The sequence below is a fragment of the Komagataeibacter saccharivorans genome (assembly GCF_003207825.1).
GTDB lineage: Bacteria > Pseudomonadota > Alphaproteobacteria > Acetobacterales > Acetobacteraceae > Komagataeibacter > Komagataeibacter saccharivorans.
The window spans coordinates 16,772-42,306 of record NZ_NKTY01000012.1; the positions used below are offsets into that span (position 1 = coordinate 16,772).

The 25,535-nt window shown below is 62.2% G+C and carries 25 protein-coding genes; 11 read left to right on the forward strand and 14 right to left on the reverse strand.

Translation table 11 applies throughout. The features are described 5' to 3' along the window. Nucleotides 1-120: 120 nt before the first annotated feature. Genes CFR79_RS08555 through CFR79_RS08565 form a run of 3 tightly spaced genes read left to right on the forward strand, consistent with a single transcriptional unit; the run spans nucleotide 121 to nucleotide 4,258 of the window. Nucleotides 121-1,449 carry a cytochrome c gene (locus CFR79_RS08555; protein WP_102323560.1) on the forward strand — a complete coding sequence of 443 codons (1,329 nt, stop codon included), beginning with the start codon at nucleotides 121-123 and terminating at the stop codon, nucleotides 1,447-1,449. A gap of 21 nt (nucleotides 1,450-1,470) precedes the next feature. Further along, on the forward strand, nucleotides 1,471-1,944 hold the full coding sequence (locus tag CFR79_RS08560) for a (2Fe-2S)-binding protein (protein WP_102323561.1): 474 nt from the start codon (nucleotides 1,471-1,473) through the stop codon (nucleotides 1,942-1,944). Beyond that, on the forward strand, nucleotides 1,937-4,258 hold the full coding sequence (locus CFR79_RS08565) for a xanthine dehydrogenase family protein molybdopterin-binding subunit (protein WP_110547614.1): 2,322 nt from the start codon (nucleotides 1,937-1,939) through the stop codon (nucleotides 4,256-4,258). Before CFR79_RS08560 ends, CFR79_RS08565 begins: the two co-directional genes overlap by 8 nt. 75 nt (nucleotides 4,259-4,333) lie before the next feature. Here the strand turns inward: CFR79_RS08565 and CFR79_RS08570 are convergent, their stop codons facing one another. Further along, nucleotides 4,334-4,819, reverse strand: coding sequence for a DUF3429 domain-containing protein (locus CFR79_RS08570; protein WP_110547615.1), 486 nt, complete (start codon nucleotides 4,817-4,819; stop codon nucleotides 4,334-4,336). 139 nt (nucleotides 4,820-4,958) lie between these two features. Here CFR79_RS08570 and eno point away from each other — a divergent pair, with 139 nt between their 5' ends. Together eno and CFR79_RS08580 are read left to right on the forward strand one after the other, a co-directional pair. Further along, complete coding sequence (gene eno / locus CFR79_RS08575; RefSeq protein WP_110547657.1) at nucleotides 4,959-6,239, forward strand: phosphopyruvate hydratase; 1,281 nt, start codon at nucleotides 4,959-4,961, stop codon at nucleotides 6,237-6,239. 77 nt (nucleotides 6,240-6,316) lie between these two features. After that, on the forward strand, nucleotides 6,317-6,646 hold the full coding sequence (locus tag CFR79_RS08580; protein ID WP_102323564.1) for an FtsB family cell division protein: 330 nt from the start codon (nucleotides 6,317-6,319) through the stop codon (nucleotides 6,644-6,646). A gap of 82 nt (nucleotides 6,647-6,728) precedes the next feature. Here CFR79_RS08580 and rpmG read toward each other — a convergent pair whose 3' ends face one another. Further along, entirely contained in the window at nucleotides 6,729-6,896 is a 168-nt protein-coding gene (rpmG, locus tag CFR79_RS08585; protein WP_003620129.1) for a 50S ribosomal protein L33, read from the reverse strand. A gap of 158 nt (nucleotides 6,897-7,054) precedes the next feature. Between rpmG and CFR79_RS08590 the strand changes: the two genes are divergently transcribed. Together CFR79_RS08590 and lexA are read left to right on the forward strand one after the other, a co-directional pair. After that, nucleotides 7,055-8,260 (forward strand): molybdopterin molybdotransferase MoeA, encoded by a 1,206-nt coding sequence (locus CFR79_RS08590; protein ID WP_110547616.1) that lies wholly within the window; start codon nucleotides 7,055-7,057, stop codon nucleotides 8,258-8,260. A 118-nt stretch (nucleotides 8,261-8,378) separates the two neighbouring features. Continuing rightward, nucleotides 8,379-9,056 (forward strand): transcriptional repressor LexA, encoded by a 678-nt coding sequence (lexA, locus tag CFR79_RS08595; protein WP_102323566.1) that lies wholly within the window; start codon nucleotides 8,379-8,381, stop codon nucleotides 9,054-9,056. On the opposite strand, the gene bioD is transcribed toward lexA, so the two are convergent. The 3 genes from bioD to CFR79_RS08610 are packed head-to-tail and all read right to left on the reverse strand — an operon-like array spanning nucleotide 9,050 to nucleotide 12,302. Beyond that, nucleotides 9,050-10,456 carry a dethiobiotin synthase gene (bioD, locus tag CFR79_RS08600; protein WP_110547617.1) on the reverse strand — a complete coding sequence of 469 codons (1,407 nt, stop codon included), beginning with the start codon at nucleotides 10,454-10,456 and terminating at the stop codon, nucleotides 9,050-9,052. The two genes, lexA and bioD, sit on opposite strands and share 7 nt — an antisense overlap. Further along, nucleotides 10,453-11,115, reverse strand: coding sequence for an alpha/beta fold hydrolase (locus tag CFR79_RS08605; RefSeq protein WP_110547618.1), 663 nt, complete (start codon nucleotides 11,113-11,115; stop codon nucleotides 10,453-10,455). Before CFR79_RS08605 ends, bioD begins: the two co-directional genes overlap by 4 nt. Then, nucleotides 11,112-12,302, reverse strand: a complete 1,191-nt coding sequence (locus CFR79_RS08610; protein WP_110547619.1) for an aminotransferase class I/II-fold pyridoxal phosphate-dependent enzyme — start codon at nucleotides 12,300-12,302, stop codon at nucleotides 11,112-11,114. The genes CFR79_RS08605 and CFR79_RS08610 overlap by 4 nt, the downstream gene beginning before the upstream one ends. Nucleotides 12,303-12,363: 61 nt before the next feature. On the opposite strand from CFR79_RS08610, the gene CFR79_RS08615 reads away from it, so the two are divergent. Both CFR79_RS08615 and CFR79_RS08620 read left to right on the forward strand, forming a co-directional pair. Further along, entirely contained in the window at nucleotides 12,364-13,650 is a 1,287-nt protein-coding gene (locus CFR79_RS08615) for an adenosylmethionine--8-amino-7-oxononanoate transaminase (protein ID WP_110547620.1), read from the forward strand. Between the two features lie 32 nt (nucleotides 13,651-13,682). After that, nucleotides 13,683-13,940 carry a hypothetical protein gene (locus CFR79_RS08620; protein WP_102323571.1) on the forward strand — a complete coding sequence of 86 codons (258 nt, stop codon included), beginning with the start codon at nucleotides 13,683-13,685 and terminating at the stop codon, nucleotides 13,938-13,940. 38 nt (nucleotides 13,941-13,978) lie between these two features. Here CFR79_RS08620 and CFR79_RS08625 read toward each other — a convergent pair whose 3' ends face one another. Further along, nucleotides 13,979-14,551, reverse strand: a complete 573-nt coding sequence (locus tag CFR79_RS08625) for a DUF4167 domain-containing protein (protein WP_110547621.1) — start codon at nucleotides 14,549-14,551, stop codon at nucleotides 13,979-13,981. 265 nt (nucleotides 14,552-14,816) lie between these two features. Beyond that, nucleotides 14,817-15,680: a peptide chain release factor N(5)-glutamine methyltransferase gene (gene prmC / locus CFR79_RS08630; protein ID WP_110547622.1), complete on the reverse strand. Its 864-nt coding sequence runs from the start codon at nucleotides 15,678-15,680 to the stop codon at nucleotides 14,817-14,819. Between the two features lie 30 nt (nucleotides 15,681-15,710). On the opposite strand from prmC, the gene CFR79_RS08635 reads away from it, so the two are divergent. Further along, nucleotides 15,711-16,178, forward strand: a complete 468-nt coding sequence (locus CFR79_RS08635) for a hypothetical protein (RefSeq protein ID WP_102323574.1) — start codon at nucleotides 15,711-15,713, stop codon at nucleotides 16,176-16,178. 21 nt (nucleotides 16,179-16,199) lie between these two features. Here the strand turns inward: CFR79_RS08635 and prfA are convergent, their stop codons facing one another. The 6 genes from prfA to CFR79_RS08665 form a co-directional block, all read right to left on the reverse strand. Beyond that, on the reverse strand, nucleotides 16,200-17,261 hold the full coding sequence (gene prfA, locus CFR79_RS08640) for a peptide chain release factor 1 (protein ID WP_110547623.1): 1,062 nt from the start codon (nucleotides 17,259-17,261) through the stop codon (nucleotides 16,200-16,202). Nucleotides 17,262-17,263: 2 nt separating this feature from the next. Continuing rightward, nucleotides 17,264-18,520, reverse strand: a complete 1,257-nt coding sequence (hisS, locus tag CFR79_RS08645) for a histidine--tRNA ligase (RefSeq protein ID WP_110547624.1) — start codon at nucleotides 18,518-18,520, stop codon at nucleotides 17,264-17,266. Between the two features lie 79 nt (nucleotides 18,521-18,599). Next, nucleotides 18,600-19,760 (reverse strand): flavodoxin-dependent (E)-4-hydroxy-3-methylbut-2-enyl-diphosphate synthase, encoded by a 1,161-nt coding sequence (ispG, locus tag CFR79_RS08650; protein WP_102323577.1) that lies wholly within the window; start codon nucleotides 19,758-19,760, stop codon nucleotides 18,600-18,602. 132 nt (nucleotides 19,761-19,892) lie between these two features. After that, nucleotides 19,893-21,008, reverse strand: a complete 1,116-nt coding sequence (locus CFR79_RS08655; RefSeq protein ID WP_110547625.1) for a helix-turn-helix domain-containing protein — start codon at nucleotides 21,006-21,008, stop codon at nucleotides 19,893-19,895. Continuing rightward, nucleotides 21,005-22,081 (reverse strand): NAD(P)H-dependent flavin oxidoreductase, encoded by a 1,077-nt coding sequence (locus tag CFR79_RS08660; protein WP_102323579.1) that lies wholly within the window; start codon nucleotides 22,079-22,081, stop codon nucleotides 21,005-21,007. The genes CFR79_RS08655 and CFR79_RS08660 overlap by 4 nt, the downstream gene beginning before the upstream one ends. A gap of 11 nt (nucleotides 22,082-22,092) precedes the next feature. Next, a complete protein-coding gene (locus tag CFR79_RS08665) occupies nucleotides 22,093-23,346 on the reverse strand; it encodes an aspartate kinase (protein ID WP_102323580.1) in 1,254 nt (417 codons plus the stop codon). A gap of 154 nt (nucleotides 23,347-23,500) precedes the next feature. On the opposite strand from CFR79_RS08665, the gene ubiG reads away from it, so the two are divergent. Next, nucleotides 23,501-24,250: a bifunctional 2-polyprenyl-6-hydroxyphenol methylase/3-demethylubiquinol 3-O-methyltransferase UbiG gene (ubiG, locus tag CFR79_RS08670; protein ID WP_110547626.1), complete on the forward strand. Its 750-nt coding sequence runs from the start codon at nucleotides 23,501-23,503 to the stop codon at nucleotides 24,248-24,250. Between the two features lie 32 nt (nucleotides 24,251-24,282). On the opposite strand, the gene CFR79_RS08675 is transcribed toward ubiG, so the two are convergent. Then, nucleotides 24,283-25,515, reverse strand: coding sequence for a lactonase family protein (locus tag CFR79_RS08675; protein WP_102323581.1), 1,233 nt, complete (start codon nucleotides 25,513-25,515; stop codon nucleotides 24,283-24,285). Nucleotides 25,516-25,535 lie beyond the last annotated feature (20 nt).

A 25,535-nucleotide genomic window follows, 5' to 3' on the forward strand; every position in this document is an offset into this window, starting at 1 on the left:
GTTCCGGTGCTTCGGGGGCGGGCAACGACGCGCCGCCTCCTGTGTTTCCTGCCATACCGGCACCGGAACCGGGCGGATGATACGGGGTGATTTGATGACTTTCACAACCGCGAGAACATCGTGATTAAACGTATTGCAGCAGCGATTGTGGGGATCGGTGTCGCCGGCGGCGTCGGGTTCCTTGCCTATGCGTGGTATCCGGCGATTGCGCCGGTCGCACCGCCTCCTCCTTCCTCTTTCACGGCCGCGCAGATCGAACATGGGCGCGTGCTGGCCGCGGGCGGCTACTGTGCGGAATGTCATACCCGCACGGATGGCAAGCGTGGCATCGAACTGGCTGGCGACTACAAGATGGACACGCCGTTTGGCGCCATCTTCTCGTCCAACATCACGCCTGATCCCGAAACGGGTATCGGCCGCTGGTCGGAAGCCGCCTTCAAGCGCGCCATGCGCAAGGGTATCTCCCGCGATGGCACGCAGCTTTTCCCCGCCTTCCCGTTCGATCACTTCACGCACATGACGGATCAGGACATCGATGATGTCTATGCCTTCCTCATGACCCGCCAGCCGATCCATTCGGTCAAGCGTGACAATACGGTCGGCTTCCCCTTCAACATCCGTCTGGAGCAGGCGGGCTGGAAACTCCTGTTCCTGCATGAAGGGCCGCTGAAGAACGACACGACGCATGATGCCGAGTGGAACCGTGGCGCCTATCTGGCCGAAGGGCTGAGCCACTGTTCCGCCTGCCACACCCCGCGTAACGCCATGGGCGCGGAAAAGAGCAGCGCACCCTATGATGGCGCGCCGGTCGATAACTGGATTGCGCCCCCGCTTAACGAACACAACCCGACCCCCGTTGTCTGGACGGAGGACGAGTTCTTCAAATACCTGCGCTTTGGCTCCGCCCCGCTGCATGGCAGCGCCGCTGGTCCCATGTCGCCCGTCGTGCATGGCGGCCTGAGCGAAATGCCGGAATCCGATGTGCATGCGATCGCACATTACCTGGCCGAGATCGATCATGCGTCCAGCCGCGTAAGCCAGGACCCGAAGGCCATCGCGTGGGCCATGAGCGCCTCCATGAAGGACCTGGTGGGACCGCAGACCAACCCGAACGCGCGGCTTTATGCCGGTGCGTGCGCCGCCTGCCACGCCAATGCTGGCCCGCAGCCGGTTGAAGGCCGCCCGGACCTCGCGCTGAACAATGCGCTGTGGCTGGATGAGCCGACCAACCTGTTCCAGGTCATCCTGCGCGGTATCGGCACGACAGAAGGCATCTCCACCGTTTCCATGCCCAGTTTCTACCATTCCTTCTCAGATGCGGATCTGGCCCGTCTGGCAGCCTATCTGCGTGCGACGCGCACGACCCTGCCGCCGTGGACCGATCTGGAAAAGAAGGCGGCCGAGGTTCGCAAGACCCTGCCGGCTTCCCCTGTCGCGTCGTCCCATTGAGCTGAAAGACGGAGCTAGAACATGACGACCTTTCGCCTCAATGGACGGGACGTAACCGTTGACGTGCCGGATGATACCCCCCTGCTGTGGGTTATCCGTGACGAAGTTGGCCTGACCGGAACGAAATTCGGCTGCGGTATCGGTATGTGTGGTGCGTGCACCATCCATATCGGTGGCCGGGCCACCCGTTCGTGCGTGACCCCTGTCAGCGCCGCAGAAGGTGCTGACATCACCACCATCGAAGGTGTTGACCCGGAGGGAAACCATCCGGTGCAGCAGGCATGGCGTGACATTCAGGTGCCGCAGTGCGGGTACTGCCAGTCCGGCCAGATCATGCAGGCGATCAGCCTGCTGAAGGATTATCCCTCCCCCACGGATGAGGAAATCGACGCTGTCATGGCGGGCAGCCTGTGCCGTTGCATGACCTATATCCGTATCCGGGAGGCCATCAAGAAGGCCGCGGCCAACGCACGCGGAGATTCATCAAATGGGTAGATTAAACCGCTTCCGCCTGGGTCGGGACGGTCGCCGTGAGCAGACTTCCCTGTCGCGTCGTGGCTTCCTTGTCACCTCGCTTGGCGCTGGTGTCATGTTCGGCTTTGCGCGTCCGGCTGCCGCCAACCAGATTTTTCCGCTCGACAAGGCCCTTCCCGGTGATGGCGCGTTCGAGCCGACCATCTGGTGCTCCATTGCGCCCGATGGTGAAATCACCGTCAACATCATCCGCGCCGAAATGGGGCAGCACATCGGCACGGCGCTGGCGCGTATCATCGCCGATGAGATGGAAGCCGACTGGAGCAAGGTCCGCATCAACTACGTGGACACGGACCCCAAATGGGGCCTGATGGTCACGGGTGGTAGCTGGTCGGTATGGATGACGTGGGATGTCTTCCGTCAGGCCGGTGCCGCAACCCGTACGGCGCTGGTTGAAGAAGCCGCGCGCCTGCTGGGCACGACGCCGGACAAATGCACCGTTGCCAACAGCATTGTCAGCGCGGGTACCAGGCAGATCAGCTTTGGCGATATCGTGGCCAAGGGGCATCCGTCCCATTCCTTCACGCCTGAAGAAATGGCCAAGCTGCCGCTCAAGCCCGCCAGTGCCCACAAGCTGATCGGCAATGCGGAACTCAAGGCGCTGGACATTCCGTCCAAGACCAACGGGACCGCCATCTACGGTATCGACGCGAAGATGGAGGGCATGGTGTATGCCCGTCCCAAGATGCCGCCGACGCGTTATGGATCGAAGGTCCGTTCGGTTGATGACAGCGAAGCCCGCAAGATCAAGGGTTATGTCCGCTACCTGCTGATCGATGATCCGTCCGAAGTCGTGCAGGGCTGGGTCGTGGTGCTGGCCAGCACCTATACCGCCGCCATCCGTGCCGCCGATGCGCTGAAGGTTGACTGGACCCCCGGTGAGACGATCCATACGTCAGAACGTGACATTCAGGACCGTGGCCGCGCGCTGATCAACAACAAGGAAGGTGGCGTTTACGTCTTCAATGACGATGGCGTGGATCAGGCCTTCTCTGGCGCGCATGCGGTCATGGATCAGGAATATACCTGTGCGTCCGTGCTGCATTACCAGCTTGAGCCGACCAATGCGCTGGCCTTTGAAAAGGACGGCGTTTACGAAATCCATGCCGGCAACCAGTGGCAGAGCCTGATCCTGCCCACGCTGGCCAAGTCGCTTCAGGTTCCCGAAAGCAAGGTCATCCTGCGCAGCTATCTGCTGGGTGGCGGTTTCGGTCGCAGGCTTAACGGTGACTACATGATCCCTGCCGCCCTTGCGTCCAAGGCGCTGGGTGGCAAGCCGGTCAAGCTGATCCTGACGCGCTCGGACGACATGCAGTTCGATTCCTTCCGCTCGCCGTCCGTGCAGCGTGTTCGCATGGCTTTCGATGGCAGCGACAGGATTACTGCCATGGATTATCAGGCGGCTGCGGGCTGGCCGACGGGCGTGATGGCTGCTGCCTTCATGGAAAAGGGCGTGGACGACAAGCCCTATGACCAGTTTGCCATCGCCGGTGGTGACCACTGGTACGAAGTCGGTGCGTTCCGTGTCCGTGCGCTGCGTAACGACCTTGCTGAAAAGACTTTCCGTCCCGGCTGGCTGCGTTCGGTCAGCCCCGGCTGGACCAGTTGGGGTATCGAGTGCTTCCTTGATGAGGTCGCGCACCGCCAGAAAAAGGACCCGGCACAGTTCCGTCTTGAACTGCTGACGGCGCAGGGCCGTAACAAGGGACAGGCCCCGGATTCCGTGGGCGGCGCGCTGCGTCAGGCCGCAGTCGTGCGGCGGCTTATGGAAAAGGTGAACTGGGGCAAGACAACCCTGCCCAAGGACACCGCCATGGGGATCGCCACTACGGCGGGTCAGGAACGTGGCATGCCGACATGGATCGCATGTTGCGCACAGGTTCATGTGGACCGTAGCACCGGCGTGGTCCGCTGTGAAAAGCTGACGATCGTGGTTGATGCGGGCACGGTGGTCGATCCCGATGGTGCGAAAGCCCAGACGGAGGGTGCAGCACTGTGGGGCCTGAGCATGGTTCTGTTTGAAAATACGGAAATCGTGAACGGCCTGCCGGTTGACCGGAACCTGAACACCTATACCCCGCTGCGTATTGCCGATACGCCGGAAATGGACATCGAGTTCCTGCCCAGCACCGAGAAGCCCATGGGTCTTGGCGAACCGGGCACCACGGTGGTCGGTCCTGCGATCGGTAACGCCATCTTCAATGCGGTGGGCGTACGCCTGCGGCATATGCCGGTCCGTCCGGCGGATGTGCTGCGCGGTCTGCAGAACACCTGAACGTTCATCCATTGAACGTAAAAACCCGGCATGCCATGCGGTATGCCGGGTTTTTTATTGGGGGAAAGCCTGCCGTCAGCTTTCGGGACGCATGCCAAGGCTTGCTGCCAGTATGGCCAGAAAACAGATTTCGCTCAGGCAGATGACGAACCACTGCACCGTCATGTAACCACGCGGCATGGCCCCGCGCCGCCATGCCATGCGTTCGGCCACGGCTGTCGCGCCAAAGCCCGCGATCAGGATCAGCAGCCCCGCCAGTTCATGTACCGTGGCCGCGCATAGCCCGATCCAACCGATCAGGGCGGGTACCCCACCCAGCATAAGCCGCAGGTTGGTCTGCTGCCCCGTCCCACCGGCGGGGATGATGTCAGGCCGTTCCAGCGCCAGTCCCCAGTGTACGGCCCCCATGAAGGACAGCATGACCGCGCCATAACCCACCGCCGCCGTCAGCAGGCGGGGGGTGTGGTCGGGTGTAAGGAACACGATGGCGCAGGTGCAGCCGATCAGTGGCAGCAGGCTTGCCAGGGCGGTGACTATGGCAAGTATCGGCAGGCGTTTCACGGCAGCATTCTCCCAGCTATGATTTTGTTGTGCATAGCGCACTCTGGCATGATGCGCGGCATCTGTTATCGTGGGGCAGGATATGCGTGCCGGTGGCATGCGCTGTCCCCATAATGTCAAATCTGAGGAAACAGATATCATGAGCGCCATTATCGATATCATCGCCCGTGAAATACTCGACAGTCGTGGCAATCCCACCATCGAGGTGGATGTGGAACTGGAGTCGGGTGCGAAAGGCCGTGCGGCTGTCCCCTCGGGCGCGTCGACCGGCGCGCATGAAGCCGTCGAACTGCGCGATGGCGACCCGAAGCGCTTCGGTGGCAAGGGTGTGCTGAAGGCCGCCGCCCATGTCGAACAGGAAATCCTTGAAGCCCTGCAGGGTGTGGAATCGTCCGATCAGGTCGCCATTGACGAAGCCATGATCGATCTGGACGGCACGCCGAACAAGTCCCGGCTTGGTGCGAACGCGATTCTGGGCGTTTCGCTGGCGGTGGCCAAGGCCTCGGCTGAGGAACTGCGCGTTCCGCTGTACCGCTATGTGGGCGGTGTGTATGCCCGGACCCTGCCGGTGCCGATGATGAACATCATCAATGGCGGTGAGCATGCCGACAATCCGATCGACATTCAGGAATTCATGATCCAGCCCATTGGCGCGCCCACCGTTACGGACGCCATCCGCATGGGATCGGAAATCTTCGCACAGCTTAAGAAGAGCCTGTCCGGTGCGGGTTACAACACCAACGTCGGTGATGAAGGCGGGTTCGCCCCTGCCCTGAAATCCGCTGATGAGGCGCTGAGCTTCATGATGCGCGCGGTCGAGGCTGCGGGCTATCGCCCCGGAGAGGACGTGACCTTCGCGCTGGATTGCGCTGCGACCGAGTTTTACAAGAATGGCCGTTACGAACTGAAGGGCGAAGACAAAAGCCTGGATGCAGCCGGTATGATCGCGTATCTGGCCGATCTGGCCGCGCGCTACCCGATCATCTCGATCGAGGATGGTCTTGCAGAAGATGACTGGGAAGGCTGGGCGGAACTGACCGCCAATCTTGGCCACAAGCTGCAACTGGTTGGCGATGACCTGTTCGTGACCAACCCCGACCGCCTGCGCCGGGGTATCAAGGCCGGGGTTGCGAACTCCCTGCTGGTCAAGGTCAATCAGATCGGCACGCTGAGCGAGACGCTGGAAGCAGTGCAACTGGCCCAGCACGCAGGTTACACCGCCGTGATGAGCCATCGTTCGGGTGAAACGGAAGACAGCACCATTGCCGATCTGGCGGTCGCCACAAATTGTGGGCAGATCAAGACCGGCTCGCTTTCCCGTTCCGACCGGACCGCGAAATACAATCAGCTTATCCGTATCGAGAATGAACTCTCCCTCGCTGCCCGTTACGCGGGGCGTACGATCCTGAAGAACGGGTGACATGGTGCGCCGGACGGGTTAAGCCCGTCCGGTTACACGAGATGTGATGCGATATTGAAGCTGACCGGGGGAACGAGATGCAGGTGGTCAAGATTGTTAGGCGTGTAATCAGGGCCACGATTCCCCCTGCCCTGTTTATCGGGCTTACGGCATATTTTGGCTGGAACGTCATGCGCGGCGAACATGGCCTGCACAGCTATGCCGCACAGTTGCATCTACTTGATGAAGCCCGCTCCGCCCAGCACGATGCCAAGGCCGAACAGGAAGTCTGGCTGCGGCGCGTGCGCGGGCTGAAGGAAGGCGCGCTGGATGTCGATCTTCTGGATGAACGTGCGCGCACCATGCAGAACCTTGCCCGGCAGGACGAAATTGTCGTGCCCTACGGGGAACATAACCACCTGTACTGACATGGCCCGCACATGACATGCAGGCATGAAAAAACCCCGGTCGTTTCCGCCGGGGTTTTTTCGTTTCCGCCGGAGCGGAAGATTATTTGATCTTCGCTTCGCGGAAGGCCACGTGCTTGCGCGCAACGGGATCGTATTTGCGCATTTCCATCTTGCCGGTCTGGGCACGGGCGTTCTTCTTGGTCACGTAGAAGTAGCCGGTGTCCGCCGTGGAAACGAGCTTGATTTGAATCGTGTTGGTCTTGGCCATGATATCCTCAGCACTGCTCCGCCGCTGCTGGAACATTCAGGTGCAGCAGTGGTTCAAGTTGGCGGAAAATGCGCATACACAAGGCTGAGGTCAAGCTCTAAGACCAATATTTCTGTTTAAATTCGCCCTAGACGGGTAAAAAAGGAGTGCAGTGCACGATGTTGAGCGTCTCCGAAGCGCGTGAACGGATTCTTCAGGGGATATCTCCCCTCCCGGCGGAGGTCGTGGCCCTGACCGATGCGTGTGGACGCGTAAGTGCTGCCCCGCTGGCCGCGCGCCTGTCCAATCCGCCAGCCGATGTATCCGCCATGGATGGCTATGCCGTGCGCGCTGCCGATCTTTCCACCGGCGGGGCGACGCTTGAATGTGTCGCCGAAGCGCCCGCCGGGCATCCCGTAGCCACCACGATCGGTCAGGGCCAGTGTGCCCGTATATTCACCGGCAGCGTCATGCCCGCAGGGACGGATGCCGTGCTGATACAGGAAAATGCACAGGTGGATGGGCGTGCTGTCACGACCGGGCATGTTATCGCGCCGGGGACGTTCGTGCGGTGCAGGGGGCAGGATTTCGCGCAGGGGCAGGTTGTCATTCCCGCCGGACGCAGGCTGTCCGCACGTGATATCGGCCTTGCCGCGGCGGCAAACCATCCCTGGGTGGAGGTCACACGCCGCCCCCGCGTGGCCATTGCCGCCACGGGGGATGAACTGCTGCTGCCCGGCAGCACGCTTGCAGCAGGCCAGATTGCCAATTCCAGCACCCCCATGCTGGCCGCCCTGCTGCGTCAGGCCGGTGCCGAGCCGGTCATGCTGCCCGTGCTGCGGGATAATATGAGCGACCTTGCGACACTTGAGCGGATGGTGGATGGCGTGGATATGCTCATAACCACCGGGGGCGCCAGCGTCGGCAGTCACGATCTGGTGCGTCGGGGGCTGGAACAGGTCGGGCTGAAAACCGATTTCTGGAAAATTGCCATGCGGCCGGGTCGCCCGCTCATGTCCGGTCATCTGGGGCGCCTGCCTTTCATCGGCCTGCCGGGCAATCCGGTGGCCGCGTTCGTCTGTACCGTCGTGTTCGTCCTGCCTGCCCTGCGGCGCATGGCCGGGCTGGACAATGCGGTTGAGCCGCCACAGCGTGCGGTTCTGGGCGTTGATCTGCCGGAAAATGACTGGCGCATGGATTTCCTGCGCAGCAGCCTGACACATGATGGGCAGGGCCAGCAGATCGCCACCCCTTTTCCCGTTCAGGATTCAGCCATGCTGCACATACTGGCCGACAGTCAGGCGCTGGTGCTGCGCGCGCCGCACGCGCCGCCTGCCCGGGCGGGTGATATGTGCGAGATCATCCGCATTGATCAGGGGCTGTAACAGGCGGGATCGCAGTTGACGGAGCGGATGGAACCAATATAGAACATGGAAACAGGTTTTTGGTTTGTTCCAGCTTCTTCCCGCCCTGAAACGCGCCCACGGCAAAAGGACATGTGGCATGCTCACGAAAAAACAACATGAGCTTTTGCTGTTTATTGACGGCCATTTGCGCAGGACGGGATTCTCGCCCTCCTTCGATGAAATGAAGGATGCGCTTGGCCTGCGTTCCAAATCGGGTATCCACCGCCTGATTTCAGCGCTGGAGGAACGAGGGTTCCTCCACCGCAGGCATCATCGTGCCCGGGCGCTGGAAATCCTGCGCCTGCCGGATATCGAGCCGCCGCCGGTCCGTAAGCCGGTCGACCCGCCCGCACCCGGCCCGGCGGTGCCATCTGCCGCAGTCATCGCAGGCATGGTTGAACTGCCCTTTGTCGGACGGATCGCGGCAGGCAACCCGATCGAAGCCATCAACGCCAGTACAACCCATATCGCTGTGCCTGCCAGCCTTATGAGCAAGGCTAGCGACCATTACGCGCTGGAGGTGACCGGGGATTCGATGGAGGACGCGGGAATACTCGATGGCGATACGGTCATCATCCGCGCACAGGCACAGGCCAGTGACGGCCAGATTGCCGTGGCCCTGATCGATGGGGAGGAAGTGACCCTCAAACGGGTGCGGCATCAGGGTGATGAAATTGCGTTGATCCCGGCCAACACCCGCTATGAGACACGGACCCTGCCTGCCAGTCGTGTCAGCATACAGGGTACCCTTGCGGGTCTTATGCGACGTTACTGAACACTGCCCGTCACGTCAGTCCACGATGGTATATGGGTGGCCAGTTGTCTTACCGCATCTGGCCCCATGGGATCGGTTGGGGGCAGTTCTGCCAGAATACGCACTCGCCCATGGCGTTCGATGGCATTACGGCCAATCGGTTCGGGTGGCCCGTTCAGGATTACGCCCAGTACGCGCACTCCGCGTGCCCGTAGTGCTGCGAGACTGAGCAGTGTGTGATTGATCGTGCCAAGCTGGCTGCGGGCCACCAGCACCACAGGCAGCGCAAGACGGACCATAAGGTCGATCATCAGGTAATTGTCGGCAATGGGTACGAACACGCCCCCTGCCCCTTCAACCACCAGCGGCCCACGGGCGGCGTCATGGGGGGGCAACCCTATGTCGGCCGGATTGATGCGGGTATGGGCCTGCCGTGCTGCATCTTCCGGGGAAAGAGAAGCACCGAACGTGGCCGCAGGCGGGTACAACCGCGCCGTGTCGATACCGGACAGGGCACGTATGGTCGTACTGTCTGATGGGGCATCATCCGTGCCGCTTTGCAGGGGCTTCCAGTAGGCGGCACCCCATGCCCGCACCAGTGTGGCGGCGGTAACGGTCTTGCCCACATCCGTATCCGTACCGGTTACGAATACACCCGGCCACAGGGCACGTCGGAACTGTCCGTAAGCGATATGATACGAAACGGCGAAGGGATCATTGCTGTGCGCCGCTGCCAGAACGCGGCGTAGCTGACTACCCGTTGCCGGTGGATGATCGGTATAGCTGGCCCCGATGGCCGCCAGTTCACGCACGAATTCCAGTGGTGATGCGGGGCTATCCACTATTTCCGCTTCCTGCCAAAGCCCTGCGCCGGAAAGTGGCCACTCCTCATGCAGGGTGGCAAGGGGGGGATAGGAAGGAACCGGGCAGGTCACGCCAGCCCGCGCATAGGCGTCCCGCCATTGCCGGAAGCTGCCTGCGCATAAGGTGGCAAAAGCCATCTGGCCACCGGGTGCAAGCAGCGATGCAAGCAGATCCAGCGTCCGGGCCCGGTTTTCAAACCACTGCATGGCCAGACTTGAGCAGATCAGGTCGAAGGGGCCGGTCAGGTCGGGCTGTTCCGCATCCATGCGGTGCAGTGTCAGCCGTTCTCTGTCCTGAATTCGTGCCGCCAGACGCGCCAGCATGCCCGGTGCGATGTCCGTGGCGGTGATATGGGCATCGGGGAACAGGCGCAGCAGTTCCAGCGTCAGGAATCCGGTGCCACAACCGATTTCCAGAATACGTAGCGGCGCAGCGTGAGCGCAGGACCGGGCAATGCGTCGGGCAAGTTCTCCTGCTGCAATACGCTGGACACGCGCAGCCTGATCGTAGTCCCGTGCCGCGTCAAAGCGGGCGGCGATGCTGTCCTTGCGGGTCATGGTGCGGTTATCCGTTGGGTCAGGGCCGTAATTTCGCGCGCGCAGTCGGCTGCGTGGGTCAGGGGTAGCAGATGTCCGCCTTCCAGCCATTGGATGGGGTGTGCAGCCTTATCGGAAAAGCAGGCCCGCGTCAGTGATGGTGGGGCGATGGCGTCCTGCGTTCCGGCCATGATGTGGATGGGGCATGCCAGATTTGTCAGGTCATCCCGGCAATCCATGTCCATAAGCATTTTCAGGCCCGTTTCCAGTCGGTCCTGTTCGATATGCGCTGGCAGGGGCGTTTCAATGCCCGCACGCTGGCGAAAGCTGTGCAGCAGTCCCTGCGGACCACGCCGCAGGCCAAGGCGCATGCGTTCGATCACCCGCCGGGGAATGCCATCGGGGAAGTCGGCTACGGCCCCGAACCGGCTGAAACCGTTTACCAGCACCAGCCCCCGGCATAGTGGTCCATGGTGGCGTAGCAGCCACAGGGCGCCCAGCGAATGCCCTACCCCGAGATAGGGGTGTTCCGGTAGGGTCATGGCCGGTTGTGCGGCGAAAAAACCGAAATCAAGGCAATGCGTGGAAGATGGTCCAAGCGCAGCCCGTGTCGCATTCCAGAATGTGTGGTCAAAGGCCCATCCATGCACGAAGGCGATGGGCAGCGTGGGTGATGTCATGCGCTTTCCCGTGCGGCGCCCGTAATGGCGGTAGCAAGCTGGTCGATCATGGCGTCGGTATGCGCGGCGCTGAGCGCGAGCCGGATACGGCTGCTATTGGGGGGCACCGTGGGCGGTCGGATGGCGGTGGCAAGGATGCCATGTTTTTCAAGGACCGATGCAAAAGCCAGCGCCCGTGCGGCGTCCCCGATCAGGATAGGAATGATCTGGGTGGTCGAAGGGCCGCTCGACAGGCCGCAATCCCGGATCACATCGCGCAGATGCGCCGCATTACGGGCCAGTCGGGCGCGTTCCGCATCCATGGCGGGTATCAGTTCAAGTGCCGCATCCATGGCTCCCAGCACGGCGGGCGGCGGCGCGGTGGTGAACACGAAACCAGAGCAGGCGTTGACCAGCCAGTCGCACATCGCACGTGACCCGGTGACAAAGGCCCCGAAGCCCCCCAGCGCCTTGCTGAATGTTCCCATAACGAGGTCGATGTCATGTCCGGCGCACAGGCCCCGCCCCTGCGGACCCAGCACGCCAGTAGCATGCGCTTCGTCCACATAGGTGAAGGCATCATGATGGCGTGCTATGGCGCTTAGCCGGGAAATATCGGTACGGTCGCCATCCATGGAAAAAACGCTTTCCGTCACGATCACGCGCATGCCGGGCTGACCTGCATGGCGGCACAGCAGGGCCTCCAGATGGTCAAGGTCGTTATGGCGGAAGCGGATCTGACGCACACCCGCGGCCATGCAGCCATGATGCAGGCTGGCGTGGTTAAGCCGGTCGGTAAAGACCAGTGGCGGCCCGTCCTGTTCCCCCGCAAGCCGCAGCAGTGCTGTCAGTACGGATGCATTGGCCTGCCATCCGCTGGCCAGAATCAGGGCGGACTGCGCGCCCTTGAATGCAGCCAGCCGCGCTTCGACCGCCATATGCTGCTGGCTTGTGCCTGTCACAAGGCGGGAAGCCCCTGCCCCCGTGCCTGCTTCGTGCAACCATCGGGCTGCGCGTGCGGCCAGTGCCGGGTGATGGGTCAGGCCCAGATAATCGTTGGAGGAGAAGTTGATCAGTTCCCTTCCATCCCGGATGACCGTGACCGCGCCGGTCTGTTGTACCGGGCGCAGCACGCGGAGGGTGTGCCGATCCGTCATATGCTGCAGTGCGGTCTGGAAAATCGTATCGAAACGGGCCATGAAGCGCATTCTCCTGCCGGAGCACGCCGCCCCGGTCAATCCCGCCAACCCAATATCACGGAGACGGCGCATGTGTGGACCCGAATGGCTGGAACAGGGCATGAAGCATGTCTGGCTGCCCTATACCCAGATGCAGACGACCCTGCCCCCCCTGCCTGCCGTCAGCACCGATGGCTGCACCATCACCCTGGCGGACGGAACGGAACTGGTGGATGGTATCGCATCGTGGTGGACGGCATGCCATGGCTACAATCATCCCCACATCCATCAGGCGGTCAGCGCGCAGCTTATCCGCATGCCGCACGTCATGTTTGGTGGACTGGTCAATGAACCGGCGCTGACGCTGGCCCGTCGGCTTGCTGCAATGTTGCCGGGTGATCTGGATCGGGTATTCTTTACTGATTCCGGCTCCGTCGCGGTTGAGGTCGCGATGAAAATGGCCATCCAGTACTGGCTCAATCGCGGGCAGACGGGGCGGACAAGGCTTGTTGCCTTCCGGGGCGGTTATCACGGTGACACTATGGCCACCATGGCCATATGCGACCCCGAAGAAGGGATGCACAGCCTGTATCAGGGGGCGTTACCTGAACATTTCATTGCTGATCTGCCTGTAAACGCAGCAGGCATGCAGGCACTGGATACATTGCTGGCACAGTCCGTAGGCAGTATTGCCGCGATTATTGTCGAACCCCTGGTTCAGGGGGCGGGCGGAATGCTGTTTCACAAACCTGATGTATTGCGGACACTGCGCGAGCTTGCGGACCGGCATGGTGTGCTGCTGATCCTTGATGAAATCTTTACCGGGTTCGGTCGCACCGGAACCATGTTTGCATGTGAGCAGGCCGGGATCGTACCTGACATCATCACCCTGTCCAAAGCGTTGACCGGGGGCACGATGGCGCTGGCGGCGACGGTGGCCCGGACGCATGTATTTGACGCCTTCCTGTCCGATGATCCGTTGCATGCGCTCATGCACGGGCCAACCTTCATGGCCAATGCGCTGGCCTGCGCCTGTGCCAACGCGTCGCTAGACCTGTTCGATACGGAGCCCCGGCTACAACAGGTGGCGGCTATCGAAACGCAGATGCGCGACGAACTCGAATCCTGCCGCAGCCTGCCGCATGTTGTCGATGTGCGTGTGATGGGTGCGATCGGTGTGGTGGAACTTGATCGCATAAGTGACATGAATGCGCTCAAAAGCGCCCTGATTGCACAGGGTGTATGGGTGCGACCATTCCGTAATATTGTGTATCTGACACCGGCTTTTACCGTAACCCGGTCCGAACTCAGCCATCTGACCAAGGCCATTCGCACGGTTGTGTCGGAACTGGGACAGGCTGCCCCGCATCGGCGCTAGGCCATTACGGACGGATCTGGTATAGAAAACGCATGACTTTTTTTCAGCATCGATCCTGGCGCATGACAAATCATGACAGCAAGCGACAGATCGTGCTGAAGATCCTGTCGGATGGCAAGGCGCGCTCTGTCCGGGAAATCGGGGATCTTTTTCCCGAACTGGGCACCTATCATGCCCGTCTTGCCCTGCAGGCCCTTCGTAATCAGGGCCTTGTCACCGTGGAAGATGCCCCCGACGCGACGGAGGGCCGCAGGCGCAAGGTCTGGCGGCTGGTCCGTTCCGGCGGCTGAAATGCTTCCCCGCCCGGTCAGGGGCGGGAAAACCCCGTTCAGGACGGGGAGGATTCCAGTTCTTCTTTCTTTTCCACCGGCGGCTTGGTGCGGCGGCGCGGCATGCGCGGTGCGCGGGGGGCTGGTGCGGCGGCAGTAGGCTGGGGTTCTGGCGTTTCGGTCACGCTGGGCTGCGGCGCGGTTTCTTCCGGCTCGGCGGTCTGCTGCGGCTGTGCCTGAATGGAGGGCTGTTCGGCCTCCTCTTCCGCCGGTGCGTCGACCGACTGGCGATTATCCATGGGACGCTGCTGACGCGCGCCCATCCGTTCCTGACGTTCCTGCTGGCTCTGCTGGGCGGCCTGCGTCATGGCGTTAAGGATGCGGAAATAGTGTTCGGCATGCTGGAAATAGGCTTCCGCCATAACGCGGTCGCCTGTGCTGCTCGCATCCCGCCCAAGCTGCAGGTATTTTTCAAATAACTGCTGCGCCGTGCCGCGTACGCGCAGGTCAGGTCCGTTACTGTCGAATACATGGTTGCGGTTCAACGGGATCTGGCCATTGTTATGGCGTACGCTTCCGCCATTGCTGCCGCCCGAACGATGGTGACGGCCTCGCATGCGTTTCATGTTCATAAGCTGTCGCAGCACTTTCCTGTTGCCGGTCGCCGGCGCTGCCCTGGACCGTGGGGCGGTCTGCCCGTCCCGTCTGTTGCCATATTGCTGTCCAGTGCATCACCGGACACGAATCCCCGAACCACGGCGGAACCATCATGGTTCATGTTGCCAGTTTTTCTGTTTTGCAATCGGGATCGATCGCGCGGGAGCGGAATGGCAAATGATCTGCGTTCCGTGTTCCCTGCACGTTGTTAATATAACCCGCGCCTTTCTTTCTGCCAAATTATTTTTTCACGATCAGTGCACGGCCAATACCGCCCAGATCGGGGCGTATTTCCAGCACCGCCAGCCCTGCCGCGCGCATAAGGTCCGGCACGCTGGCATCCTGTCCTATGCCCAGTTCCATTACAGCGATCCCCCCTGTCGCCAGCAGGTCGGGCAGTGCTGTGGCCAGAGTCCGGTAGGCCACCAGCCCGTCAGCGCCGCCATCCAGTGCGCGGGCGGGTTCATACTTTACGACATCAGGCATGAGACCAGCCAGATCATCACGGGGAATGTAAGGCGGATTGCTCAGTATCAGGTCGAACGGGCCGACCAGCGCATCCGCCCAGTTGCAGCATAGGGTGGCACAACGGGTATCGAGACCGTTGCGCACGGCGTTATCCGCCGCCAGCCGCGCCGCCTGTGGGGCAAGGTCGGTTCCGATACCGTAAGCGTCAGGATATTCCGCCAGAACGGACAGCAGCAGGCAGCCGGTGCCGGTGCCGATATCAAGTACGCGCAGGCCAGCACTCCGGTCCGGCAGGTGGTCCAGCGTCGCTTCGATCAGTGTTTCCGTATCCGCGCGCGGGATCAGCGTATGGGGGGAGACCATAAGATCCAGCGACCAGAAACCGGTATGGCCTGTAATATAGGCCATCGGTTCATGGTTCACACGACGCTGGAGGTTGCGCAGGAACAGGGTATGGGCCGCGTCAGATAGCGCATCGATACGCAGCAGCCCCGCCAGATCGGTATTCGCTGCGTGGGCGGCAAGCAGGCGCGCTTCGCGCTGCGGGGCCTCAATACCGGCACGATGAAGCCGGGTTGTCGCATCATACAGCAACTGGCGTAAATTTGTGGGCGCGGGTGTTATGGCATCTTTCATCACGACCGCTTTCCATCATATTTTGGACTCATGCAAACGTCCGTCCTTTTATCCCGCCTTGCGCGGAGCGTAATCGCCACCGTGCTGTGCACGGCCCTCGTCACCCCTGCTTTCGCCGGGTCGTTCGAGGTGGAGGACGGGTGCAGTTCGGAAGAAGTGTCGGAAGTGTCGCGTCTGTATGTGGATGAACATCTGGTCGCGACCTTTACCCTCGATCATGACCATACCAGCCAGACCGCGCATATCGAGACTGCGATGGGACGCACGAACCACAGCTACGCCCTGTGTGGGGAAATCACCATCCGCCGTCATGGCGGCACCGGCGTCGAGATCCATCAGGTCAGTGGTGAAGGCGTGCTGCATGATCCGGATGGCCATCATCTTGTCGCGCTGGGGGCACGCAATTTCACCGAATTCTACCTTGCCGATCCTGATGACCCGGAGGTGGTGGAGCGTCATCCCGGTCACAGTTCGCTCTGCACCCCGCCCACATCGTAGGCGCGGGTTCCTCCACCGGGCCTAACCTTCGTCCGCGGCAAGCAGGGCGGCCTGTTCTTCCTGTGTCAGCGCGTCCACAAACTCATCCAGTTCCCCGGTCATCACACGGTCGATCTTGTACAGTGTCAGGCCGATGCGGTGGTCGGTCACGCGACCCTGCGGGAAGTTATAGGTGCGTATGCGTTCGGAACGGTCGCCTGTGCCGACCTGCGCGCGGCGGTCGGCGGCACGGCTTTCATGGGCGGCGGCCCGGCTGCGTTCATACAGGCGGGCGCGCAGGATCTTCATCGCCTTGGCGCGGTTCTTGTGCTGGCTTTTTTCCTCCTGCATCGTCACCACGATATTGGTGGGCAGGTGGGTAATGCGCACGGCGCTTTCGGTCTTGTTGACATGCTGGCCGCCCGCGCCGGATGCACGGTAGACATCAATGCGCAGGTCGCCTTCATTGACCTGCACGTCCACTTCTTCCGCTTCAGGCAGGACGGCGACGGTCACGGTGGAGGTATGGATGCGTCCCTGGCTTTCGGTAGCCGGGACGCGCTGCACACGGTGCACGCCCGATTCGTATTTCAGCCGCGCAAACACCCCGCGCCCGGTGATGCTGGCAATCCCTTCGCGCAGGCCGCCCAGTTCGGACTGGTCGTATTCCAGTATCTCGAACCGCCATCCCCGCTGGTCGGCATAGCGCTGGTACGCGCCAAACAGTTCGGCGGCGAACAGTCCGGCTTCATCGCCGCCCGCAGCAGGACGGATTTCAAGAATGGCGCTGCGTTCATCCGCTTCGTCACGCGGAAGCATGGCCAGACGGATGGCGTGGCGCAGATCGGGGATCTGTGCGCGCAACCCATCCAGTTCCGCCTGCGCCAGTTCGCGCATTTCCGGGTCTTCCAGCATCTGGCTGGCGTCCTGTTCCGCCTGTTCCGCGGCCCGTAGCGCGCTGACGCGCGCCACTACGGGTTCCAGTTCGGCATATTCACGCGATGCCTGACTGAAATCGTTACCGGACAGCCCTTCAGCCAGCATGGCCTGCAATTCCTCGCTGCGCGCAACGATACGGTCCAGACGGTCGTCAAACTGTGCCACGGTTAGGCCTTTCCGGGTGTTCCGGGCAGAAGGAAGGCCGCCACGCCATCCATGGGCACCTCGGTCTGTTGTCCGCTATCCAGATCCTTGGCCTGTACCACGCCGCGCGCGATCTCATCGCCGCCAATCAGGATGGCATGGGTAGCCTTCATGCGGTTGGCCCGTTCAAGCCTGCGCTTCATGTTGCCGCGGTATGATGTTTCCGCCCGGATGCCGGCAGCCCGCAGGCCCTGCAATACCTTGATCGCCATCTCCTGCGCGTTCGCTCCCATCGGGATGATGGCGACCGGACGTGGTTCGGCGGGTGTGCTGTCAAGCAGCATCGACAGTCGTTCGATACCGCCAGCCCAGCCAATGGCGGGTGTTTTCGGCCCACCCATTTCCGCGACCAGACCGTCATACCGCCCACCGGCCAGCACCGTACCCTGTGCGCCAAGGCGGGTGGTGACGAATTCGAACGCGGTATGCCCGTAATAGTCCAGCCCCCGGACGATGCCGGGATTTTCCCTGAAGCGCACGCCCATAAGATCAAGCGTGCGGCGCAGGTCATCCCAGAATTCCCGCGCTTGAGGTGTCAGGAACCGTGCAATGGTGGGGGCATCGGCAACCAGCCTGCGGTCGTTTTCATCCTTGCTGTCAAGGATACGCAGCGGATTGCGTTCAAGCCGCGCCTGACTGTCCGCAGAGAGATTGGCGCGGTGGGCGCGGAAATGCGCGATCAGGGCCGTGCGCCACGCATCACGACTGGCGGTATCGCCCAGCGTATTGAGTTCGAGCACGGTCTCGTTCTCGATACCCAGCGCACGCAGCACGTCGCGCCCCATGGCGATCACTTCGGCATCCGCCAGCGGTTCGGCGGCCCCGAGCAGTTCGGCGCCAATCTGGTGAAACTGGCGGTAACGTCCCTTCTGCGGGCGTTCGTAGCGGAACATGGGTCCCGCGTAGAACACCTTTTGCGGCAGGGACTGCGTCAGCCCGTTGGTGACGAGTGCGCGGCAGATGGCGGCGGTGCCTTCGGGGCGCAGGGTCAGCGATTCGCCGCCCCGGTCCTTGAACGTGTACATCTCCTTGGAAACGACGTCGGATGTATCGCCCAATGAGCGGGAAAAGACCCGTGTGTCCTCGAAAATGGGGGTCGCCCATTCATCGAACCCGTAAAGACTGACGATGCGACGCGCGGTCTCCACAACATGGGTAAAGCGCCTGTGGTCCTCACCAATCAGGTCATGGGTGCCACGGACGGGCTGTATGCTGCTCACTAGGCGAAATCCTGCGTTCTGTAACCGGCCCGCATTGCGGGCCGGTGTGTGGCGCACCGTAACGGTGCGCCACGGGTCATCATTCCACGGGGGACATGGCGGCTTCGCGCGCCATTTCCTCAGCCGGGGTATTGGCGGCGTCAGCCGCTTCAAGGGCAGCGACCTTCTTTTCCACCAGATCGACGATATGTTCGATCATGTCGCCCGCAGGCATGGTGTGGTCCTGCTTGCCTGCCGAATAGACCATGTGGCGACCGGAGCCACCGCCGGTAACGCCGATATCGGTCATCAGCGCCTCACCGGGACCATTGACCACACAGCCGATAATCGACAGCGTCATGGGCGTCTTGATGTGCGCCAGACGGTCTTCCAGCGTCTGCACGGTCTGGATCACGTTGAAGCCCTGACGCGCGCAGGACGGGCAGGAAATGATCTTCACGCCACGGTGGCGCAGGCCCAGTGACTTGAGGATATCCCAGCCGACCAGCACTTCTTCTTCCGGCTCGGCCGAGAGCGAGACACGCATGGTGTCGCCCACACCCGCCCACAGAAGGTTGCCCAGCCCGATGGAGGACTTGACGGTGCCCGCGCGCTTGCTGCCCGCTTCGGTAATGCCGATATGCAGCGGGTGATCGCATACATCGGCCAGTTGCTGGTAGGCCGCGACCGCCATGAACACGTCCGACGCCTTCACGCTGATCTTGAATTCATGGAAATCATGATCTTCAAGGATCTTGGCGTGTTCCAGCGCGCTTTCCACCAGTGCTTCGGGGTTAGGCTCGCCATATTTTTCAAGCAGGTGCTTTTCCAGCGAACCGGCGTTGACGCCGATGCGGATGGAGCAGTTATGGTCCTTGGCGGCGTTCACCACCTCACGCACGCGCTCGGCGCTGCCGATATTGCCCGGGTTGATACGCAGGCACGCTGCCCCGGCCTTCGCCGCTTCGATGGCGCGTTTGTAGTGGAAGTGGATGTCCGCCACGATGGGAACATTCACCTCGCGCACGATTTCGGCCAGCGCCTTCGTGCTTTCCTCATCGGGGCAGGACACGCGCACGATATCCACACCAGCCAGTTCGGCCCGGCGGATCTGGGCGATCGTGGCCTGTGCATCGGTGGTCAGTGTATTGGTCATCGTCTGGACCGAAACGGGGGCATCCCCCCCCACCGGCACATTGCCGACGTGGATCTGCCGCGACTTGCGGCGTTCGATGTGCTGATAAGGACGATAGCTGCTCATTATGTGCCCTCCAGATAAGGCGGCGGTTTGTATTCCGGCCCGCTATGGCGGGGCGCGGCATAGCCCGGGGATCTTTTACATGCCGTTTTTCGACATGGCGACCGGGAGGGGACCATGCCGTAGAAGACCATTCTACTCCGGATCGACGTGAGACGGGAGAGGCGATGACTGATAATTGCCACTCCCCGTTACCGTTGTGCCAGCCGGTGTGGTACCTGTGGCGGGTTGCGCGGCAGGCACAGGCTGTGAAACCAGAACCGATCCATCGGCAACTGCCGCGGGATTCAGCGGTATATTACGCCTGACCTCACCATTGCGCCCCAGCGGCTGCGTTGTAACACCACCGGCGGAAAGTGTCAGCCCTCCCGCATTGCCGACCGTCAGTTCCAGCCCGCTCTGGCCCTGGGGGCTCTGCCATGTTTCACCGGGCTGGAGCACATGGTCGTACAGCACAGGCCCACCCGGCCTGCGCACCTGCACCCATGTCGCGGCGGAAGCGTTCAATGTCACACTGTCTGTCACGGCGGGTGGCGGCGGTGCCTGCGGGGCGGCGGCCTGCTGCGCCAGTGCGTTGCGGTCCTCTCCCATCTTTTCCAGCGGTACGGGAGGCGTGGCCGCCGGTGCGGGCGGTGGGGCAGCAGGCGTGCCGGTCAGGGCTTCGCGTTCCTGCGGCGCAAGGGGCTGCGGCGGCGGAACCGGCTGTTCATCCGCCGGTGGCAGGACGGACGCCACCTGCGGCGACGCGGTAGTGGCCGATGACAGTCCGGGCAGTGTCAGCTTGGCCCGGATATCATGGTCGATACCCTGCGAACCGGTGAAATGGTACCACCCGACATAGGCCCCGACCAGAATGACGATACCGCATAACAGCAGGACACCCGTGGGAAGGCCCCGATCCGGCAGCGGAACGGGAAAGGACAGTTCGGCGCGACGGGTGAAAGCGCCACGGCTTTCAGTCTTGAAGCGCTGGACAAGCTGTTCGGTATTCTTCAGGTCCAGCGCATTGGCATAGGTGCGCAGGAAACCAACGGCATAGGCGCTGCCCGGCAGTTCCCCCGGACGCCCCGCCTCAAGTGCCTCCAGATAAGACAGGCGGATGCGCAGCCATGCCGCGACATCAGGCAGGGTCCAGCCCAGTTCCTCGCGCCGCGCGCGCAGCGTCTCACCCACGGATGCCGTTGGTGCGGCACCCGGCGGTGGGGCGGGCGTTGCAGGGTTGGAGCGGGAAACGCGCTTGCCGTCGCTCATCCGTGGCGTGCCCTCTCCTCCTGCCGGATCAGGGCGTCAATGGCCTGATCGACCAGTTCGTTGATGATTTCGCTAACCGGTTGCTCGCTCGTGATCATGCCAACCGACTGCCCCGCCATGACGGAACCGTTTTCGACATCGCCTTCGATCACGGCCCGGCGCAGGGAACCGGCCCAGAAATGCTCGATATCAAGCTGGGCGGCTTCCTTGGTCAGTTCCCCGGCCTGAAAGCGTCGCAGGGTCTCCGCCTGATGCTCAAGGAAGCGGCGCGTGCCTGCATTGCTCAGCCCGCGCACCGGAATGACCGGAAAGCGTTCGTCAAGCTGGACGGATGTTACGGCGTCACGTGCATTGGCGCGGAGGAAGGCTTTCTTGAACCGCTCGTGGGCGATGCTTTCGCGCGATGCGGCGAAACGCGTGCCAAGCTGTGCGCCAGACGCGCCCAGTTCCAGATAGGACAGGATCGCATCCCCCCGCCCCAGCCCACCTGCGACAAATACCGGCACGTCGTGGATATGGGGCAGGATTTCCTGCGCCAGAACCGTAAGCGATACAGGGCCGACATGGCCGCCAGCTTCCGATCCCTCGATCACCAGTGCGTCAATGCCAAGGCGGATCAGACGTTTGGCCAGCACCAGCGCCGGGGCAAAACCGATAGCTTTCGCCCCGCCTTCCTTGATCGCGCGGATGACCGGGCCGGACGGGATGCCGCCGGCCAGCACCACATGGCTCACACCGGCATCAAGGCATACGCGGACAAGATCATCCAGCCGGGGGTGCATGGTGATGAGGTTGACGCCGAAGGGGCGGCTGGTCAGCGCCTGCGTTGCCGCGATTTCCTCGGCCAGACGTTCGGGTTCCATCGCACCACAGGCCAGCACGCCAAAGCCACCGGCGTTGGAAATGGCCGAGACAAGGTTGCGCTCGCTGACCCAGGACATGGCCCCGGCCAGCAGCGCGTATTCGCTGCCCAGAAAGCGTGTGCCCCGTGCGCACAGGTGATCGAGCCGGCTGCGGGCTTCAGCCCGGCGGGCGGGATCGGTCGTGGGATCGGCTGCGTGGGGGGCTGTCATTTCCGGTGCGCTCACGCCGCGTCCAGACCGTAGGCGGTGTGCAGGGCGCGCACCGCGAGTTCGGTATATTCGGACGCAATCAGCACGGAAACCTTGATTTCGCTGGTCGAGATGACCTGAACGTTGATGTTGCGTTCGGCCAGTGTGCGGAACATCGTGCTGGCGACACCGGCATGCGAGCGCATGCCAACACCCACCACGCTGATCTTCACCACATCGTCGTCGGTCTGCAGTTCGCCGTACTGGATGGTGTCACGATGGCTTTCAAGCGACGCGATGGCGCGTGCGAGGTCGGTCTTGCTGACGGTGAAGGTCATGTTGGTGGTGCCGTCGTCGCCCGTGCTCTGGACAATCATGTCCACGTTCACGTTGCTGTCCGCCAGCGGGCCGAACACCGCCGCGGCAATGCCCGGACGGTCGGGAACCCGACGTACGGAAAGCTTCGCCTCATCACGGGAGTAGGCAATTCCGGCGACCTGTTCCTGTTCCACGATTTCGTCCTCATCCACGACTAATGAACCGGGCAGATGCCCTTCCGTTGGTGCCGGACCATCGGTGAAGCTGGACAGCACCTGCACACGCACGCGCTCCTTCATGGCCAGTTCCACACTGCGGGTCTGCAGCACCTTCGCCCCTACGGAAGCGAGTTCGAGCATCTCTTCGTAGGTAATTCTTGGCAGCTTCCGTGCCTTGGTAACAATACGGGGGTCGGTTGTATAGATTCCGTCCACATCCGTGTAGATATCGCAGCGATCCGCCTTCAGCGCCGCCGCCAGCGCCACGGCCGACGTATCGGAACCGCCACGGCCCAGAGTCGTGATCCGCTGGTCCGGTCCGATGCCCTGGAAACCGGCCACGACCGGCACCTGCCCTGCGCGCATGCTGTCGATCAGTGCCGTGCCGTCAATGGATACGATGCGGGCCTTGGCGTGCGCGTCATCCGTGCGCAGCGGGATCTGCCAGCCCAGCCACGAACGGGCATTGATACCCAGATTCTGCAGCGCAATGGCCAGAAGGCCGCTTGTTACCTGCTCCCCCGTCGCGACAACGCTGTCGTATTCGCGTTCGTCATGGGTGGGGGAAAGATCGCGGCAGTAGCCCACAAGGCGGTTGGTCACGCCTGACATGGCGGAAACGACAACAGCGACCTCGCATCCCGCCTCCACCTGTTTCCGGACTTTTTCCGCCACGGCACGAATCCGGTCCAGATCAGCAACGGACGTGCCGCCGAATTTCATCACGATCCGCGGTACGGTAGGGGACATCGGGATAACGGCTCCATCATTCAGGCATCAGCTTATCCGGATTGCGGCCCTGCCGGGCCATCCGGGGCATTGCGGTTATGCGCAAGCCGCGTCACATACAACCCCCCAGCTTCCGCGTCCAGCGGGAGAAAGCCAAATGAAAGGCGGTGCAACCATGCAGCATCACGATTCGACCGTTCTGTCGGCAGATTCGGTCGCCCCGGACGAGATCGCCCATTTCAGCGATCTGGCCGCCCGGTGGTGGGACCCGTCTGGCCCGATGCGCCCGCTGCACGCCATGAACGACCTGCGCATTCAGTGGAGCCTGCGCCATCTGGTGGCACCCGAAGATGCGCAGGGCGCCCGACGCACCCTGCTGGATATCGGCTGTGGCGCCGGACTGGCCAGCGAGGCATTCGCGCGGGCCGGATTTGATGTGACCGGCATTGATGCCGCACAGGCGGCGATAACGGCAGGCAGGCTGCACCTGCGCCAGCATCCCCTGCCCGCTTCCGCCGGTCCGCTGGCCTACCGCTGTGGCAGCGCGGAAGAACTGGTGGCGGAAAATGCCCGTTATGACGCCATTTCCGCACTGGAGGTAATCGAGCACGTAACCGATCCTGCCGCCTTCCTGCGCATGCTTGGCAGCCTTCTGCGCCCCGGTGGGGTCATGGTGGTTTCGACCATGAACCGGACATGGCGTTCCCTCGCCATGGCCAAGATCGGGGCGGAATACGTGCTGCGACTGCTTCCCGTGGGTACGCATGACTGGCGCAAGTTCATAACGCCTGCCGAACTGGGCCAGTATGCGGCGGCCGCGGGCCTGCGTGTGACCGATGTTGCAGGCATGGTGCCGGGCCTTGGTGGCTGGCGGGAAAGCCGCGACATGGCGGTGAACTACATCGCGGCCCTTGTGCGCGACTGAACGGCGCGCACAAGGGTATTATTGGCCCGGCTTCAGATCGTGTTCATGAACGCGAATGTGGTCGGGCTGCCTACGGGCGTGAAGTTCCACGTGAAGTCCAGTACCCCGGTCTGGGCATTGACCTTGAACGACGTGACCGAATCGCTGCGCTGGTTGGCGCAGAACAGGAAATTGCCGCTGGGATCGAACATCATCGAACGCCCGTAGTCGGCATGCATCCAGATCTCATCCACAAGGTTGAGCGTGCCGTCGTCATTGACGTGGAAACTGGCCAGCGAATCACCAAGCCGGTTCGAGACGTACAGGTAACGCCCCTGCGGCGAAAGCAGGATGCCTGCTGCCAGCGTGCTGCCACGGAAATGCGGGGTCACGGTGCTGACGGTCTGCTGGGGTACGATTTCGCCGGTCTGGGGATTGAAGGTGGCGGCCACCACTTTCGAATCCTGTTCGCCAAGAATGTAGATCATCGTGCCTTTTTCATTGAAGGCGAAATGGCGCGGGGCGGACCCCGGCGTCATGGCGATGAATGGCGTCTTGGCAGGGACAAGCCGACCGGCATGGGTGTCCAGTGTCCAGACATATACCCGGTCCAGACCCGCATCGCACGCCAGCACGAAACGGCCCGACGGGTCGGATGCCACCATATGCACATGGGCCGAGGAATGGTCGCTTATGGCAAAATTGCCCGGCGGGTTGTCGCTGGCCCGGTCGGGCATGCGCGGGCCGGTATTGTGCACCACGTCCGTCGGGTCGCCCAGACTGCCATCAGGATGGATCGGCAGGATTCCCACCGTGCCACCCATGTAGTTGGCCACCATCACATATTTGCCCGAGGCATGGATGCTGAGATGTGCGGGCACGGCACCGCCTGAACGCACCACGTTGAGCTTGGTCAGTTCACCGCTGGAGCGGTTGACGGAAAAGGCGGTGACGCACCCTTCCTGATTCGCATTGAAATCATTGATTTCGCTGAGCGCGTACAGATGGCGGTTATCGGCGGACAGCACCAGAAAGGATGGGCTGGCAATATCCACATAGGTCATGAGCGGCGAAAGGCTGCTGGTATCGGGGTTCATTTCAAATACGGAAATGCCCTGCCCGTTGCCTGCGCCCCCCGGCGGACCGTGCTGGGTATAGCCGCCGATATAACAGATGATCCGGGGTTTGGCCGGGGCATCGGCCATGGCGCGCCGGGACAGGGCGGGCGCGCCCGCGGCGGCGACCAGCGTGGAGGCGAAGGCGCGGCGGGAAATGTTGCAGCTCATGGAAAAAAGGCGATCCCAAT

Excerpts from the sequence above, each read along its gene's own strand:
- ubiG (WP_110547626.1), top strand. The coding sequence starts at position 23,501 with ATGCAGCATCACGATTCGACCGTTCTGTCGGCAGATTCGGTCGCCCCG.
- CFR79_RS08620 (WP_102323571.1), top strand. The coding sequence starts at position 13,683 with ATGACTTTTTTTCAGCATCGATCCTGGCGCATGACAAATCATGACAGC.
- CFR79_RS08560 (WP_102323561.1), top strand. The coding sequence starts at position 1,471 with ATGACGACCTTTCGCCTCAATGGACGGGACGTAACCGTTGACGTGCCG.
- lexA (WP_102323566.1), top strand. The coding sequence starts at position 8,379 with ATGCTCACGAAAAAACAACATGAGCTTTTGCTGTTTATTGACGGCCAT.
- CFR79_RS08660 (WP_102323579.1), bottom strand. The coding sequence starts at position 22,081 with ATGACAGCCCCCCACGCAGCCGATCCCACGACCGATCCCGCCCGCCGG.
- CFR79_RS08665 (WP_102323580.1), bottom strand. The coding sequence starts at position 23,346 with ATGTCCCCTACCGTACCGCGGATCGTGATGAAATTCGGCGGCACGTCC.
- CFR79_RS08615 (WP_110547620.1), top strand. The coding sequence starts at position 12,364 with ATGTGTGGACCCGAATGGCTGGAACAGGGCATGAAGCATGTCTGGCTG.
- CFR79_RS08625 (WP_110547621.1), bottom strand. The coding sequence starts at position 14,551 with ATGAACATGAAACGCATGCGAGGCCGTCACCATCGTTCGGGCGGCAGC.
- CFR79_RS08580 (WP_102323564.1), top strand. The coding sequence starts at position 6,317 with ATGCAGGTGGTCAAGATTGTTAGGCGTGTAATCAGGGCCACGATTCCC.
- prmC (WP_110547622.1), bottom strand. The coding sequence starts at position 15,680 with ATGAAAGATGCCATAACACCCGCGCCCACAAATTTACGCCAGTTGCTG.
- CFR79_RS08605 (WP_110547618.1), bottom strand. The coding sequence starts at position 11,115 with ATGACATCACCCACGCTGCCCATCGCCTTCGTGCATGGATGGGCCTTT.
- rpmG (WP_003620129.1), bottom strand. The coding sequence starts at position 6,896 with ATGGCCAAGACCAACACGATTCAAATCAAGCTCGTTTCCACGGCGGAC.
- CFR79_RS08610 (WP_110547619.1), bottom strand. The coding sequence starts at position 12,302 with ATGCGCTTCATGGCCCGTTTCGATACGATTTTCCAGACCGCACTGCAG.
- bioD (WP_110547617.1), bottom strand. The coding sequence starts at position 10,456 with ATGACCCGCAAGGACAGCATCGCCGCCCGCTTTGACGCGGCACGGGAC.
- ispG (WP_102323577.1), bottom strand. The coding sequence starts at position 19,760 with ATGAGCAGCTATCGTCCTTATCAGCACATCGAACGCCGCAAGTCGCGG.
- CFR79_RS08675 (WP_102323581.1), bottom strand. The coding sequence starts at position 25,515 with ATGAGCTGCAACATTTCCCGCCGCGCCTTCGCCTCCACGCTGGTCGCC.
- CFR79_RS08635 (WP_102323574.1), top strand. The coding sequence starts at position 15,711 with ATGCAAACGTCCGTCCTTTTATCCCGCCTTGCGCGGAGCGTAATCGCC.
- CFR79_RS08590 (WP_110547616.1), top strand. The coding sequence starts at position 7,055 with ATGTTGAGCGTCTCCGAAGCGCGTGAACGGATTCTTCAGGGGATATCT.
- eno (WP_110547657.1), top strand. The coding sequence starts at position 4,959 with ATGAGCGCCATTATCGATATCATCGCCCGTGAAATACTCGACAGTCGT.
- CFR79_RS08655 (WP_110547625.1), bottom strand. The coding sequence starts at position 21,008 with ATGAGCGACGGCAAGCGCGTTTCCCGCTCCAACCCTGCAACGCCCGCC.
- CFR79_RS08565 (WP_110547614.1), top strand. The coding sequence starts at position 1,937 with ATGGGTAGATTAAACCGCTTCCGCCTGGGTCGGGACGGTCGCCGTGAG.